The following is a 14,144-nucleotide window of genomic DNA, read 5'->3' on the forward strand; positions in this document are numbered from 1 at the left end:
CCTCTCCCGGATTTGAAGCCATACCGCCTCTGGCGGCTTCAAATCCGGGAGAGGAGATCATCGACAAAAACGCTGAAGCGGACCGGCTGAAAGCCGGTGGTTTGTATCCGATACATGGAAAATCAAGTAAATCACAAGCAGTTTCATTGCTTTATAATCATGAAAAGCAGCGCCGATGCAGGGCATCAGCGAACGGGCCTATGCGGCCCATGCCGGGCTGTCGCGTGGGGCGATTCAGAAGGCGCGCAAGAGCGGCAGGCTGATCCTCTTCGCCGATGGCTCCATCGACGCGGCGGCGTCAGTTGCCCGGCGCGCGGCAAACACCAATCCCGATCAGCAGAACCGGGCGCGGGGTGGTACGGTGCGACAGGATCCCCGACGTAGCCGGCCGCAAAATCCTTCGTTCAGAGGTCTTGGAAGCTGCTGTTAGCGAAATGGAATATGATCGACGATGAGAGGCCGGAACACGGTTTACTTGGGAGCCACCGAGGATCATTAAGGTGCTGATACAGGGTGACTTCACTTTCACCGCACTACCCTGCGCAGGCCCTCCTGTACTTTCAGCAACGGATCCAGATACAGGCCGACCAGATCGCCGGCGTCGGCCTGCACCGCAGCCACGCCGCTGTTGAGCGCGGCGGCAACGCGACCATGCACCGAATGGATCGGCACCGCGATGGATCTCAGGCCCGCCTCGACCTCCTGATCGATGACGCAATAACCCTGGCTGCGGGCGGCGTCGATACGGGCCATGATCTCGGCCGGATCGGTCAGGCTGTAGGGGGTGCGGGGCGTCAGGTCGGATGCCTCTATGATGGCGCGGGCCTGATCGGGCGGCAGCGCCGCCAGCAACACCCGCCCCATCGAGGTGCGATGCGCGGCCAGCCGCGATCCGGGCATCAGGCCGATGGACATGACGCGCCGCTGCGCCGCGCGCGCCAGATAGACGATCTCGGTCCCGTCAAGAATTGAAACCGAGGTCGATTGCCCGATCCGGTCCGACAACTGGTCCAGCCATGGCTGCACGACCTGCGCCAAGGGCATCGCGGCGAGCGCGCCCATGCCCAGCCGAAGCACCCGCGCCGTCAGGGTAAAGAACTTGCCGTCATAATCGGCATAGCCCAGTTCATGCAGGGTCAGCAGGCAACGCCGCGCCGTTGCCCGGTCAAGCCTGGTGGCCGCGGCCACGTCGGAAATGGACATGCGCGGCTGCTCGGCGCGAAACGCCTCGATGACCTGAAGGCCCTTGGCCAGCGAGCCGACGATATCCGATTTGTTCGCCATGCGCACAGGAAACATCGCATTACGAACAAATGTCAATATACGCACAGAATGGCTTGCTGATCAGTGGGGCCGGGGCCTAGTTAGTTGGCGAAATGCAGGAGGCTTCATGGACAAACGTATCGCAGACCTGGCCGAGGCAGTCGCGGATATTACCGACAATGCCACGGTGATGATCGGGGGGTTCGGCGGCTCGGGCGCCCCGATCGAACTGATCCACGCTCTGATCGACCGCTATCTGGCGACGGGCAGCCCGAAGAACCTGACGGTCATCAACAACAACGCCGGCAACGGCCATGTTGGCATCGCCGCGATGATCGAGCAGGGCATGGTCGCGAAGATGGTCTGCTCCTTCCCGCGTTCGGCCGATCCGCGCGTCTTCACCGAAAGATACCTCGCCGGAGAGATCGCGCTGGAACTGGTCCCGCAGGGCACACTGGCGGAACGTATTCGTGCAGGTGGCGCCGGGATCCCTGCCTTCTATACGCCGACCGGCTTCGGGACAGATCTGGCGCAGGGCAAGCCGGTGGCCGAATTCGACGGGCGGTCCTATGTGCAGGAACGCTGGCTCAAGGCCGACTATGCGCTGATCAAGGCGGAAACCGGCGATCATCTCGGCAACCTGACCTATCGCATGGCCGCGCGGAACTTCGCGCCGCTGATGGCGATGGCGGCGGCCCGGACCATCGTGCAGGTCAGTCGCGTCGTCGAACCCGGGGGGATCGACCCCGAAGCGGTCGTCACGCCCGGCATCTTCGTCGATGCAGTCGTGGCTGTTCCCAACCCTGCGCAAGAAGAAGACCTCAACCGCGCAAACGCAGCCCATCCCGAGGTGACGGCATGATGACCAGACTTTCCAACGCACAAATCGCATGGCGCGCGGCGCAGGATATTGACGACGGCGCCTATGTGAACCTTGGCATCGGCTTTCCCGAAATGGTCGCCCGCTTCCAGCCCGAAGGACGGCAGGCGGTGTTTCACACCGAAAACGGCATCCTTGGCTTTGGCGAGGCACCGAAGCCCGGCGAGGAAGACTGGGACCTGATCAACGCCGGCAAGAAGGCGGTGACGATCAAGCCCGGCACGGCCTTTTTCCACCATGCCGACAGCTTCGCCATGGTGCGGGGCGGTCATCTGGATGTGGCGATCCTGGGGGCCTATCAGGTTGCCCAGAATGGCGATCTGGCGAATTGGTCGACCGGACCGAAAGGTGTGCCTGCCGTGGGTGGCGCAATGGATCTGGTCCACGGCGCGAAGCGCGTCGCGGTGCTGACCGATCACACGACGAAAGACGGCAAGCCGAAGCTGGTTGACCGCTGCACACTGCCGCTGACCGGCGTGGGTTGCGTGACGCGCATCTATACATCGCTTGCGGTGGTGGATATCGAAGCCGGTTGCTTCGTGCTTCGCGAAAAGCTGGCGGCGCTGTCCTTCGACGAATTGCAATCCCTGACCGGTGCGCCGCTGCATATCGACGGCGCTGTGACCGACCTGATCGCGCCCGAGGTATAAGATGTCCGAAGCCTATATCTGCGACTATATCCGCACCCCCATCGGCCGCTTCGGTGGCGTGCTGTCCTCGGTCCGCGCCGACGATCTGGGGGCGATCCCTTTGCGTGCCTTGATGGCGCGTAACGCTGGCGTCGACTGGCAGGCCGTCGATGACGTGATCTTTGGCTGCGCCAATCAGGCGGGCGAGGACAACCGCAACGTCGCCCGGATGTCCCTGTTGCTGGCGGGCCTGCCGGTCGAGGTTCCGGGCACCACCATCAACCGGCTTTGCGGTTCAGGCATGGACGCGGTGATCGCCGCCGCCCGTGCGATCAGGGCGGGCGAGGCGGAGCTGATGATCGCGGGCGGCGTCGAAAGCATGTCGCGCGCGCCCTTCGTGATGCCAAAGGCCGAAAGCGCCTTCAGCCGCAGCAATGCGGTCCATGACACCACCATCGGCTGGCGCTTCGTCAACTCGGCGATGGATGCGCTATACGGCACCGACAGCATGCCGCAGACCGGCCAGAACGTCGCCGACGAGTTCGGCATAAGCCGCGAGGCGCAGGACGCGATGGCGCTTGCCAGCCAGACAAAGGCGGCTGCGGCACGGGACCGGTTGGCGGTCGAAATCACGCCCGTCAGCGTGCCACAACGCAAGGGCGATCCGGTGATGGTGACACAGGACGAACACCCGCGCGACACCACGGCCGAGGCTTTGGCAAAGCTGAGACCGCTGTTTCCGAACGGATCGGTCACGGCGGGCAACGCTTCGGGCGTGAATGACGGAGCAGCGGCGCTGATCGTGGCGTCGGAGGCGGCGGCGAAGCGGTATGGCCTGACGCCGATTGCCCGCGTGTTGGGCGGAGCCACGGCCGGGGTTGCGCCGCGCATCATGGGCTTTGGCCCGGCACCGGCGTCTAGGAAGCTGATGGCGCGACTGGGGCTGTCACAGGCAGATTTCGACGTGATCGAGTTGAACGAGGCTTTCGCCAGTCAGGGTCTGGCGACGCTGCGCGACCTTGGCATTGCCGACGACGATCCGCGCGTCAATCCCAATGGCGGGGCGATTGCGCTTGGCCATCCCCTTGGCATGTCGGGTGCCCGCATCACCGGCACGGCGGCGCTTGAACTGGCACGAACGGGGGGCAGACGCTCGCTCTCGGCCATGTGCATCGGCGTCGGTCAAGGCATCGCGCTGGCGTTGGAAAGGGTTTGACCGCAGCAACCTTCACGCCGCGCCAGTAAACGTCACGACCTCGCCTGCCTCTCGTCCGGCAATTGGTCGGGCAGAATGCTATCCGCAAGCCAGACCGGATTTTCCGCATACATGTCCCCGATCAACTGCTTGACCAGATCGAGGTGGCGCGACTGGTCGCCCGTGCGGTGATAGAGGATGACGGGCGAGGTCGCGCCGGGACTGTCGATCACCCGATAGCGCAGGTCAGACCGCATCTGCCGCGCCGAGGCCGGGATAATGCAGATCCCGGAATCGGCGGCGACCAGACCAAGCGCGCTCTGGATTTCGCGCATTTCCAGCACTTCGCCGGGGTGGATATCGTGATCCTGCAACAGTGTCAGGATCTGGTCGGCATAGCTGGGGCGCGGTTCCTTCGGGTAGACGATCAACCGCTGGCCCGCCAGCATCGCAAGCGGCATCGGGCCATCCTCTTGTGCAAGCCCGGCATCCTCGGGTAGCGCGGCCACCAGCCGTTCCTGACGCAGGACGGTGCTGGCAATGTTCGGATCACTGTGCTTCAGACGACCGAAGCCCAGATCGATGCGCCCCTCTTTCAGGGCCGGGATCTGCTGGATCGACAGCATTTCAAGCAGCTGGATGTCCAGTTCCGGCGCGTTCTGGCGCAGCTTCCTGATCAACGCCGGCAGACCGCCATAAAGGGTCGAGGCCACGAAGCCGATGGACAGCACCTGATTGCGGTTCAGCCCGACCCGGCGCGTCGCTTCCTTCATCTGATCGACGCGCCCCAGAATCTGCAACGCCTGTTCATGGAACAGCCGCCCGGCATCGGTCAGCCGGATCGGGCGGCTGTCGCGCAGGATCAGGGTAACGCCCAACTCCTCCTCCAGCAGCTGGATCTGACGGCTCAGCGGCGGCTGGGCGATATGCAGCATCTCGGCGGCGCGGGTAAAGTTACGCTCACGCGCGACGGCGACGAAATAACGTAATTGCCGGAGGTCCATGGTGATTCCCCAAGGTTTGCACTGCTGAATTGGCGCTATTTCGGGTATTTTGCAGCGAAACAAGCCGCTGATTGGCGGATAATTTCCCAGTATAATACCTTTAAGGTATCATTGTAAATGCAAATGGTGTTGGACGGAAAGCCCCGGCCGGGTGCAGTTTGGCGGTATGGAACATTCATTCGCCCCTTTCGCCACAGGCACCGCCACCGCCCCCGTGATCTCGCGGGTCGAAACGGTGATCCTCGATCTGCCGACGATCCGGCCCCACAAGCTGTCGGTTGCCACCATGAACGGACAGGTTCTGATGCTTGTCCGCATCCATTGCAGCGACGGGATCGTCGGTGTCGGCGAAGGCACCACCATCGGCGGCCTCGCCTATGGCGGCGAAAGCCCGGAAAGCATGAAGACCAATATCGACACCTGGTTCGCGCCGGTGATACTGGGTCAGGATGCGACGCGGGTGCAGGCGCTGATGGCCCGTATCGGCAAGATGGTGCGCGAGAACCGCTTTGCAAAATCCGCCGTGGAATGCGCGCTGCTGGACGCGCAGGGCAAGCGCCTGGGCCTGCCGGTCAGCGAATTGCTGGGCGGGCGGCGGCGCGACCGGCTGCCGGTGGCCTGGACGCTGGCCTCGGGCGATACGGCCCGCGATATCGCCGAGGCCGAACAGATGCTGGACCTGCGCCGTCATCGCATCTTCAAGCTGAAGATCGGCGCCCGCGCGATCCGCGACGACATCGCCCATGTGGCGGCGATCAAATCCGCGCTTGGCGATCGGGCTGCGGTGCGCGTGGACGTGAACATGGCCTGGTCCGAAACCGATGCCGCCTTTGGCATGGCCGCCCTGGCCGATGCGGGTTGCGAGTTGGTGGAACAGCCCGTCGCCCAGACCGCGGCGCTGACCCGGTTGGTGCGGCGTTTCCCGGTGGCGCTGATGGCCGATGAATCGCTGACCGGCCCGGAAAGCGCGTTTGAACTCGCCCGCACCCACGGCGCCGATGTTTTCGCGGTCAAGCTGGAACAAAGCGGTGGGGCCTTCAATGCGCTGCGCGTCGCAGCGATTGCCGATGCCGCAGGGATCGACCTTTACGGCGGGACCATGCTGGAAGGCGCGGTCGGCACGGTGATCTCGGCCCATGCTTTCGCCACCTTCGCCAGGCTGCAATGGGGCACGGAACTGTTCGGCCCGCTGCTTCTGACCGAGGAAATCCTGACCGAGCCTTTGGATTACAGCGATTTCGAACTGACCGTACCCAATGGCCCCGGCCTTGGCGTAACGCTGGACGAGGAGCGCGTGGCCTTCTTTGCCCGCGACGGCATCCGCAAGACGATCAGTCTGCCTGAAGGAAAGGTGTGACCATGCTGTATCACGTGACCATGGATGTGAATATTCCGCGCGATCTGCCTGCTGATGAGCGGGCCGACATCCTCGCCCGCGAGAAGGCCTATTCGCGGGATCTGCAACGTCAGGGCAAGTGGCGCCACATCTGGCGGGTCGCCGGGCAATACGCGAATGTCAGCATCCTCGACGTTCAGGACAATGCGGAACTGCATGAAATCCTGTCCGGCCTGCCCCTGTTTCCCTTTATGGAAATCAAGGTCACGCCGCTGCTGCGCCACCCGTCCGCAATCCGCGAGGATGACAGCTAATCCCAACGGGACCGCAAAACGCCGTCCCGCCCAGTTTCAATATGAATCCAGGAGGAGAAACCAAATGACCGTCAAGATCTTCGACCGCCCCGACATTCAGGAATTCCTGAACGAACTCAGCGGGCTGAACAGCGCCGATGGCAATCCGCGCATGAAGGAAATCACCCACCGGCTGATGTCGGACCTGTTCCGCGCCATCGACGACCTGAACATCACCCCCGATGAATACTGGCAGGGCGTGGCCTGGCTGAACGATCTGGGCGCGGCCGGACAGGCGGGGCTGGTCTCGCCCGGCCTTGGCCTCGATCACTTCATCGACGAGCGGCTGGACGCCATCGACGCGGAGCTGGGTATCGAAAACCCGACGCCCCGCACCATCGAAGGCCCGCTTTATGTGGCCGGCGCACCGGTCGAACAGGGCTTTGCCCGTCTGGACGATGGCCGCGACACCGATGGCCACACGCTGATCATGCATGGCACCGTCCACGGCTCGGATGGCAAGCCCCTGCCCGGCGCGCAGGTCGAGGTCTGGCATTGCGACACCCGCGGCTTCTATTCGCATTTCGACCCGACCGGGTTGCAATCCGATTTCAACATGCGCCGCACCATCATCGCCGACGATCAGGGCCGCTATAAATTCCAGAGCATCCTGCCCAGCGGCTATGGCGTGCCCCCTGGCAGCCCGACCGAAAAGCTGCTGACCGCCCTTGGCCGCCACGGCCAGCGGCCCGCCCATATCCACCTGTTTGTCAGCGCGCCGGATCATCGCAAGCTGACCACCCAGATCAATATCGAGGGCGATCCGCTGATCGACGACGATTTCGCCTATGCCACCCGCGAGGGTCTGGTCCCGCATGTGGTCGAGCGGACCGACGAAGAAAGCATCCACGCCAACAACCTGAACGGCCCCTTTGCCGAGATCAGCTTTGACATGTATCTGACCGCACTTGTCGATGGCGTCGATAACCAGATCAACGAACAGCGCCGCCGCGCCGCTGCCTGAGCCGGCACCACCGGGCGGCCTGACACAAGCGCCGCCCGGACCCTGAACCCGACAATTCATCACCGACATTGGCAGGGGCTTGCCCGCGAACAGCGCATCCCCTGGGGAAGGAGAACTCATGTCCGCGATCATCGAAAAAGCCCGCGAGCTGGACCACCTGCTGGAGGTCGCCGTGCAGGACGATCACGAGGCAGGCCTGTATCGCTGCCGCCGCGATATCTTCACGAACGAAGATCTGTACGAGCTGGAGATGAAGCACATCTTCGAAGGCAACTGGGTCTATCTGGCCCATGAAAGCCAGATCCCGGAAATCAACGACTACTACACCACCTGGATCGGCCGTCAGCCCATCGTCATTACCCGCGACAAGACGGGCGAGTTGAACGCCGTCATCAATGCCTGCGCCCATAAAGGCGCGATGCTGTGCCGCCGCAAGCAGGGCAACAAGGGCAGCTTTACCTGTCCCTTCCACGGCTGGACCTTTTCCAACACCGGCAAGCTATTGAAGGTCAAGGACGCCAAGACCACCCAATATCCCGACCAGTTCAACACGCATGGCTCGCATGATCTGACCAGGGTCGCACGCTTCGAAAGCTATCGCGGCTTCCTGTTCGGCAGCCTGAACCCCGATGTCGCGCCCTTGCAGGAATATCTGGGCGAAACCACGGTCATCATCGACCAGATCGTCGATCAGGCCCCCGAGGGGCTGGAGGTGCTGCGCGGCAATTCCTCCTACATCTATGACGGCAACTGGAAGCTTCAGATGGAGAACGGCTGCGACGGCTATCACGTCAGCTCGGTCCACTGGAACTATGCCACCACCATGGACCGCCGCAGCGAAAAGGGCACCAAGGCCGTCGATGCGAACAGCTGGAGCAAGTCGGTCGCCGGCGTCTACGGCTTCGACAATGGCCATATCCTGCTGTGGACCAACACCAAGAACCCCGAAGTGCGCCCGGTCTATAACCGCCGCGAGGAAATCGCCGCCCGTCTGGGCGAGGACAAGGCTGGTTTCATCGTCAACCAGACCCGCAACCTGTGCCTTTATCCGAACGTGTTCCTGATGGATCAGTTCAGCACCCAGATCCGCGTCGTGCGCCCGCTGGGCGTCGGCAAGACCGAAGTGACCATCTTCTGCTTCGGCCCCAAGGGCGAAAGCGCAGAAGATCGCGCCAACCGCATCCGCCAATACGAGGATTTTTTCAACGTCTCGGGCATGGGCACATCGGACGATCTGGAGGAATTCCGCGCCTGCCAGACCGCCTATGCCGCACCCCTGTGGAACGACATGTCGCGCGGTGCGCCGCTGTGGATCCACGGCCCGGACGACAATGCCAACCGCATGGGGCTGAAGCCGCTGATTTCGGGCGAGCGCAGCGAGGATGAGGGGCTGTTCGTCGTCCAGCACGAATACTGGGCCAGGGTCATGCGCGATGCGCTGGCTTCCGAGAAGAAGGGAGAAGCGGCATGAGCCTCGATCACACCACCTCCGCCATCGGCTATGACGCCATCTGCGCCTTCCTCTATCGCGAGGCGCGCCTGCTGGACGATCGCAAATGGGACGAATGGCTGGAATGTTATGCGCCCGATGCCTCCTACTGGATGCCCGCCTGGGACGATAACGACCAGACGACCGAGGATCCGCAATCGGAAATCTCGCTGATCTATTACCCCGACCGCGGCGGGCTGGAGGACCGCGTCTTCCGCATCAAGACCGAGCGTTCCGGCGCATCCACGCCCGAGCCGCGCACCAGCCACGCCGTCCAGAATGTCGAGGTCATCGAGGATCGCGGGAACGAGGTCGATATCCGCTACAACTTCCACACCCTGAACCACCGCTACAACACCACCGATCAGTTCTTCGGGACCATGTTCGTGACCCTGCGCCAGACCGATGACGGCCTGAAGATCGCAGCCAAGAAGATCGTGTTGAAGAACGACTACATCCGCCAGGTCATCGACGTCTATCACATCTGACCGCCACCCAGCCCAAAACGCGAGGAGGAAGCCATGTGCTACAGGATCGCATTGAATTTTGAAGACGGCATCACCCGTTTCGTTGACTGCAAGGAAGGCGAAAAGGTTCTGGATGCCGCCTATCGCAACAAGATCAACCTGCCGATGGACTGTTCGGACGGTGTCTGCGGCACCTGCAAATGCAAGGCCGAAAGCGGCACCTATGACATGGGCGACGACTATATCGAGGACGCCCTGACCGAAGACGAGGCCGAGCAAGGCCTGGTCCTGACCTGCCAGATGGTTGCGACCTCGGATTGCGTGCTGTCGGTGCCGATGACCTCGCAGGCCTGCAAGACCGGCCAGCAAAGCTTTGCCGCCACCGTGACCCGGATCGCGCCCCATCACGACGCTGCCGTGGTGCTGGAACTGGCCATCGCCGACCCTGCGACCGCGCCGGTATTCCTGCCCGGCCAATACGTAAATATCGACGTGCCGGGCAGCGGCGCGCATCGGTCCTATTCCTTCAGCACCGCGCCGGGCGAGGCACAGATCGGTTTCCTGATCAAGAAGATCCCCGACGGGCTGATGAGCGGCTGGCTGGCCGATGCCAAGGCGGGCGATCAACTGACCCTGACCGGCCCGATGGGCAGCTTCTACCTGCGCGAGGGCGAAGGCCCGCTGCTGTTTCTTGCCGGCGGCACCGGCCTTGCGCCCTTCCTGTCCATGCTGGAGGTGCTGGCCCGCGCCGGATCGCAGCGGCAGGTTCATCTGATCTATGGCGTGACCCGCGATCTGGATCTGGTGCTGGTCGACGAAATCGCCGCCTATGCCGACCGGCTGCCGAACTTCACCTTCTCCACCGTGGTCGCCGATGCGGCCTCGGACCATCCGCGCAAGGGCTGGGTGACCCAGCACATGCCCGAAGACATGCTGGCCGCCGGCGCGGTCGATGTCTATCTGTGCGGCCCCCCGCCCATGGTCGATGCCGTCCGCCACTATCTGGACGAGAACGACGTCAACGCGGCCAGCTTCCATTACGAGAAGTTCACGCCGAACGAACCCCAGAAGGCCGTCGCATGACCGGGGCCGTCTTTCCCGGGCGCTTCGCCGGCAAGGTGCTGGTCGTCACCGGCGCCGCGCAGGGGATCGGCCGCGCCGTCGCCCTGCGCGCGGCGGCCGAGGGTGGCCGCGTGCTGCTGGTCGACCGCGCCGATTTCGTCGCCGACGTGGCGGCCGAGGCGGGCAACGGTGCCCAGGGCTTCAACGCCGATCTGGAAACATGGGACGGCGCCGAGGCCGCGATGCGCCAAGCGGTCCAGACCTTCGGCGGCATCGACATCCTGATCAACAATGTCGGCGGCGCGATCCGTATGCGGCCTTACGCTGAATTTCAACCGGACCAGATCGACGCCGAGATCCGCCGCTCGCTGATGCCAACGCTGTATTGCTGCCGGGCAGTCATTCCGCATCTGGTGGCGCAAGGCGGCGGCACCATCGTCAACGTGTCCTCGAACGCGACGCGCGGCATACACCGCGTGCCCTATTCGGCGGCCAAGGGCGGCGTCAACGCGATCACCCAATCGCTGGCAATGGAACTGGCGGGTGACAATATCCGGGTCGTCGCCACTGCGCCGGGCGGCACCGAAGCCCCGCCCCGCCGCATCCCCCGCAACGCCGAAGGCGACAGCGAGGCCGAAACGGCATGGATGTCGCAAGTAGTTGATCAGGTGAAGCAATCGGCGCTGATGCACCGTTACGGCACCATCGCGGAACAGGCCGCACCGATCCTGTTCCTGGCCTCGGACGAGGCATCCTACATCACCGGAACCATCCTGCCCGTCGCTGGAGGCGACACGGGCTGAGCGCGGTTTCCGATCGAACAGCAAATCAGGGAGGAAGAGAAATGCGCAATATCGACGTGAACGAGGCAATAGACCAAAGCCCGTTCGGCCGGTTTCAATGGATGGTGGTGGCGCTGTGCGGCGTGCTGCTGGTGGTCGATGGCTATGATGTCTTCGTGGCCGGCACCGTCCTGCCGACGCTTATTTCCGAATGGGAGTTGACCAAGCCGCAGGCCGGCGCATTGCAGGCATGGGCGCTGTTTGGGATGATGTTCGGGGCGCTCATCCTCGGATCCCTCGCCGACCGGATCGGCCGCAAGAAGGGCGTGGCGATCAGCTTTCTGCTGTTCACCTCGGCCACGGTGATGACCGGCTTTGCCAACTCGCCCGAGCAGTTCAAGATCTTCCGCTTCATTGCGGGCCTGGGCTGCGGTGGGCTGATGCCGAACGCGGTCGCGCTGATGAACGAATACGCGCCGAAACGCCTGCGCGGCACCATGGTCGCGATCATGTTCTCGGGCTATTCGATCGGCGGCATGGTCGCGGCCGGGTTGGGCATCGGGCTGATACCGGAATTCGGCTGGAAGCCGATGTTCTTTGTCGCCGCCGTGCCGCTGCTGCTGTTTCCGCTGGTGTTGTGGAAGCTGCCGGAATCGCTGGGTTTCCTGATCCGGCAAGGCAAGCAGGACAAGGCGAAACGCATCTTCGCCAAGGTCGCCCCCGATACCCCGCTGACCGCCGATGACCGGCTGGTTTTCAGCGAGAAGAAGGGCGTCTCGGCCTCGGTCGCCGAGCTGTTCCGTGATGGCCGCAGCCTGCCGACGCTGATGCTCTGGGTCTCGTTCTTCTGCTGTCTGCTGCTGGTCTATCTGCTGTCCTCCTGGCTGCCCAAGGTCCTGCAAGAGGCAGGCTACGCCGAACGCGCCAGCCTTCTCAGCCTGTTCGCGCTGAATTTCGGCGGCATGGCGGGCGCGGTTGCCGGCGGCTGGCTGGGCGACCGGCTGGGGCTGCCGAAGGTCGTGGTGGGTTACTTCGCGGCGGCGGCGCTGTCCATCGCGCTGATCGGCATGAACCCCGCGCCCGCGGTCCTGTTCCTGCTGGTCTTCATCGCCGGGGCCACGACCATCGGCACGCAGATCCTGCTCTATGCCAGTGTCGCGCAGCTTTATAGCCTGTCGGTGCGTTCCACGGGCCTCGGCTGGGCCTCGGGCGTGGGTCGGATCGGCGCCATCGTCGGGCCGACGATTGGCGGGGTGCTGCTGGCGCGGGAATTGCCGCTGGGGCAGAACTTCCTGATCTTCGCCATCCCCGCGGCAATCGCTGCCTTGGCGATGCTGGTCTACGCGCTCCGCAATCCCGGCAGCGCCCATGCATCGCGACCGGGCGCTGACGCCGGGGCCGCTGGCCAACTTGCGACGAAAGCCTGATCATGCCCTATCTGGACCTGCCGACCCATCGCCTTCACTACCGGATCGACGGGCCGGCGGGGGACGGGCCGGCAGGGGCCGCGCCATGGCTGACCTTCTGCAACTCTCTGGGCACCGACATGCATATGTGGGATGCCCAGATCGACGCCCTGGCGAGCGAATTCCGCATCCTGCGCTATGACAGTCGCGGTCACGGCAGGTCGTCCGCGCCAAGGCCGCCCTACAGCCTTGCCGAGCTGGGCGGCGATGTGATCGCGCTGTTGGATGCGCTGGCGATCGGCCGCACGCATTTCTGCGGGTTGTCCATCGGCGGATTGACCGGGCAATGGCTTGCCATCCATCACAGCGCGCGGTTCGGCCGTATGGCAGTCTGCGCGACGGCGGCGCGGATCGGCACCACCGACGGCTGGAATACCCGCATTGCCGAGGTTCGCGCAAACGGGCTTGGCCCGCTTGTACCAGTGACGGTGGAGCGGTGGTTCACGCCCGCCTTCCGCCAGCAGGAACCCGAAACCGTGGACCGGATCCTGACCACATTCGCGGCGACCTCGACCGAAGGTTATATCGGATGCTGTGCAGCCCTTGCCGCGGCGGATCTGCACGACAGTCTGGACCGGATTGCCAACCCGCTCTTGGCGATTTCGGGCAGCGAGGATCCGGTCTGTCCGCCGACCGATCTTGGCGACATCGCAAAGGGGGTGCGCGAGGGGCGTCACCTGTCGCTGCCCGGCCGCCATATCGTGAATGCGGAATCGGCGAGAGAGTTCAACGCCGCCCTGGTGGATTTCCTCAGCTGAGGCGCGTGCCGAGCGCTTAAGTCGGAGAACAGATTGGCTCCGGTTCACTCCAATTGTCGAACTTTCGGATCAGCGCCACCATTTGCTCCAACAGCTTCGATTTCTCTCCTTTGCGATGGCAAAGGAGGATGGGATTACGCCGTCCTTCGTGACCAGGCGCGATCCTGCGCAAGAAGGTACCCGCGACGCACTCTGGCGGACCGTCGGTAACCACCCGGTTGGCGCCGCCTGCCAGATTGCGGCGTGAGGTCCTAAGACACGTGCATAGCGACGTCGCTAACGACGTCTCTTATGCGCGGAGGGGCGATGCGGGGCGAGGTTCTGGGCGTTGAGCGCCGTCGACGGTGGGACGACGAGGTAAAGCTGGCGATTGTGAGCGCTGTGGGGATCGATGGTGCGACGGTGACCCAGGTTGCGCAGCGCCACGAGGTGACGCGCCAGCAGATCTACGCTTGGCGTCACGAGCTGAAGCGGAAGGGTTTGTGGTCGCCCGAGG

Annotated in this window: 16 protein-coding genes and 1 pseudogene; 15 read left to right on the forward strand and 2 right to left on the reverse strand. The window is 63.7% G+C overall.

Annotated elements, in window-relative coordinates; all coding sequences use genetic code 11:
* Nucleotides 1-263: hypothetical protein (locus KNW02_RS18950; protein ID WP_216034764.1), on the forward strand; the 263-nt coding region annotated here is incomplete at its 5' end.
* Nucleotides 176-358: pseudogene (locus KNW02_RS21010) on the forward strand (hypothetical protein); the annotation flags it as partial. The gene KNW02_RS18950 and the pseudogene KNW02_RS21010, both read left to right, overlap by 88 nt.
* Before the next feature lie 167 nt (nucleotides 359-525).
* Here the strand turns inward: KNW02_RS21010 and KNW02_RS18955 are convergent.
* The gene (locus tag KNW02_RS18955) at nucleotides 526-1,284 is read right to left on the reverse strand and encodes an IclR family transcriptional regulator domain-containing protein (RefSeq protein WP_216034765.1); all 759 of its coding nucleotides are present in this window, start codon (nucleotides 1,282-1,284) and stop codon (nucleotides 526-528) included.
* 106 nt (nucleotides 1,285-1,390) lie between these two features.
* Between KNW02_RS18955 and KNW02_RS18960 the strand changes: the two genes are divergently transcribed.
* Genes KNW02_RS18960 through pcaF form a run of 3 tightly spaced genes read left to right on the forward strand, consistent with a single transcriptional unit; the run spans nucleotide 1,391 to nucleotide 3,988 of the window.
* Nucleotides 1,391-2,125, forward strand: a complete 735-nt coding sequence (locus tag KNW02_RS18960) for a 3-oxoacid CoA-transferase subunit A (RefSeq protein ID WP_216034766.1) — start codon at nucleotides 1,391-1,393, stop codon at nucleotides 2,123-2,125.
* A complete protein-coding gene (locus tag KNW02_RS18965) occupies nucleotides 2,122-2,793 on the forward strand; it encodes a 3-oxoacid CoA-transferase subunit B (protein ID WP_284438406.1) in 672 nt (223 codons plus the stop codon). The genes KNW02_RS18960 and KNW02_RS18965 overlap by 4 nt, the downstream gene beginning before the upstream one ends.
* Nucleotide 2,794: 1 nt before the next feature.
* Entirely contained in the window at nucleotides 2,795-3,988 is a 1,194-nt protein-coding gene (pcaF, locus tag KNW02_RS18970) for a 3-oxoadipyl-CoA thiolase (RefSeq protein ID WP_216034768.1), read from the forward strand.
* Between the two features lie 32 nt (nucleotides 3,989-4,020).
* On the opposite strand, the gene KNW02_RS18975 is transcribed toward pcaF, so the two are convergent.
* A complete protein-coding gene (locus KNW02_RS18975; protein WP_216034769.1) occupies nucleotides 4,021-4,971 on the reverse strand; it encodes a LysR family transcriptional regulator in 951 nt (316 codons plus the stop codon).
* A 166-nt stretch (nucleotides 4,972-5,137) separates the two neighbouring features.
* On the opposite strand from KNW02_RS18975, the gene KNW02_RS18980 reads away from it, so the two are divergent.
* From KNW02_RS18980 to KNW02_RS19025, 10 genes are all read left to right on the forward strand, one after another.
* Nucleotides 5,138-6,328 carry a muconate/chloromuconate family cycloisomerase gene (locus KNW02_RS18980; protein WP_216034770.1) on the forward strand — a complete coding sequence of 397 codons (1,191 nt, stop codon included), beginning with the start codon at nucleotides 5,138-5,140 and terminating at the stop codon, nucleotides 6,326-6,328.
* Nucleotides 6,329-6,330: 2 nt separating this feature from the next.
* Complete coding sequence (gene catC / locus KNW02_RS18985) at nucleotides 6,331-6,621, forward strand: muconolactone Delta-isomerase (RefSeq protein ID WP_216034771.1); 291 nt, start codon at nucleotides 6,331-6,333, stop codon at nucleotides 6,619-6,621.
* Nucleotides 6,622-6,685: 64 nt separating this feature from the next.
* Nucleotides 6,686-7,624: a catechol 1,2-dioxygenase gene (catA, locus tag KNW02_RS18990; protein WP_216034772.1), complete on the forward strand. Its 939-nt coding sequence runs from the start codon at nucleotides 6,686-6,688 to the stop codon at nucleotides 7,622-7,624.
* Between the two features lie 118 nt (nucleotides 7,625-7,742).
* Complete coding sequence (locus tag KNW02_RS18995; RefSeq protein ID WP_216034773.1) at nucleotides 7,743-9,095, forward strand: SRPBCC family protein; 1,353 nt, start codon at nucleotides 7,743-7,745, stop codon at nucleotides 9,093-9,095.
* Nucleotides 9,092-9,601, forward strand: a complete 510-nt coding sequence (gene benB, locus KNW02_RS19000; protein WP_216034774.1) for a benzoate 1,2-dioxygenase small subunit — start codon at nucleotides 9,092-9,094, stop codon at nucleotides 9,599-9,601. Before KNW02_RS18995 ends, benB begins: the two co-directional genes overlap by 4 nt.
* Nucleotides 9,602-9,634: 33 nt before the next feature.
* Nucleotides 9,635-10,663: a benzoate 1,2-dioxygenase electron transfer component BenC gene (gene benC, locus KNW02_RS19005; RefSeq protein WP_216034775.1), complete on the forward strand. Its 1,029-nt coding sequence runs from the start codon at nucleotides 9,635-9,637 to the stop codon at nucleotides 10,661-10,663.
* Nucleotides 10,660-11,445 (forward strand): benzoate diol dehydrogenase BenD, encoded by a 786-nt coding sequence (gene benD / locus KNW02_RS19010; RefSeq protein ID WP_216034776.1) that lies wholly within the window; start codon nucleotides 10,660-10,662, stop codon nucleotides 11,443-11,445. The genes benC and benD overlap by 4 nt, the downstream gene beginning before the upstream one ends.
* A gap of 41 nt (nucleotides 11,446-11,486) precedes the next feature.
* Entirely contained in the window at nucleotides 11,487-12,851 is a 1,365-nt protein-coding gene (locus KNW02_RS19015) for an MFS transporter (protein ID WP_216034777.1), read from the forward strand.
* Between the two features lie 2 nt (nucleotides 12,852-12,853).
* Nucleotides 12,854-13,648, forward strand: a complete 795-nt coding sequence (gene pcaD / locus KNW02_RS19020) for a 3-oxoadipate enol-lactonase (RefSeq protein ID WP_216034778.1) — start codon at nucleotides 12,854-12,856, stop codon at nucleotides 13,646-13,648.
* A gap of 306 nt (nucleotides 13,649-13,954) precedes the next feature.
* Nucleotides 13,955-14,144 (forward strand): transposase (locus KNW02_RS19025; protein WP_216034779.1); only part of this gene is annotated, 190 nt, incomplete at its 3' end.

It is taken from the genome of Paracoccus marinaquae, assembly GCF_018860165.1.
Lineage (GTDB): Bacteria > Pseudomonadota > Alphaproteobacteria > Rhodobacterales > Rhodobacteraceae > Paracoccus > Paracoccus marinaquae.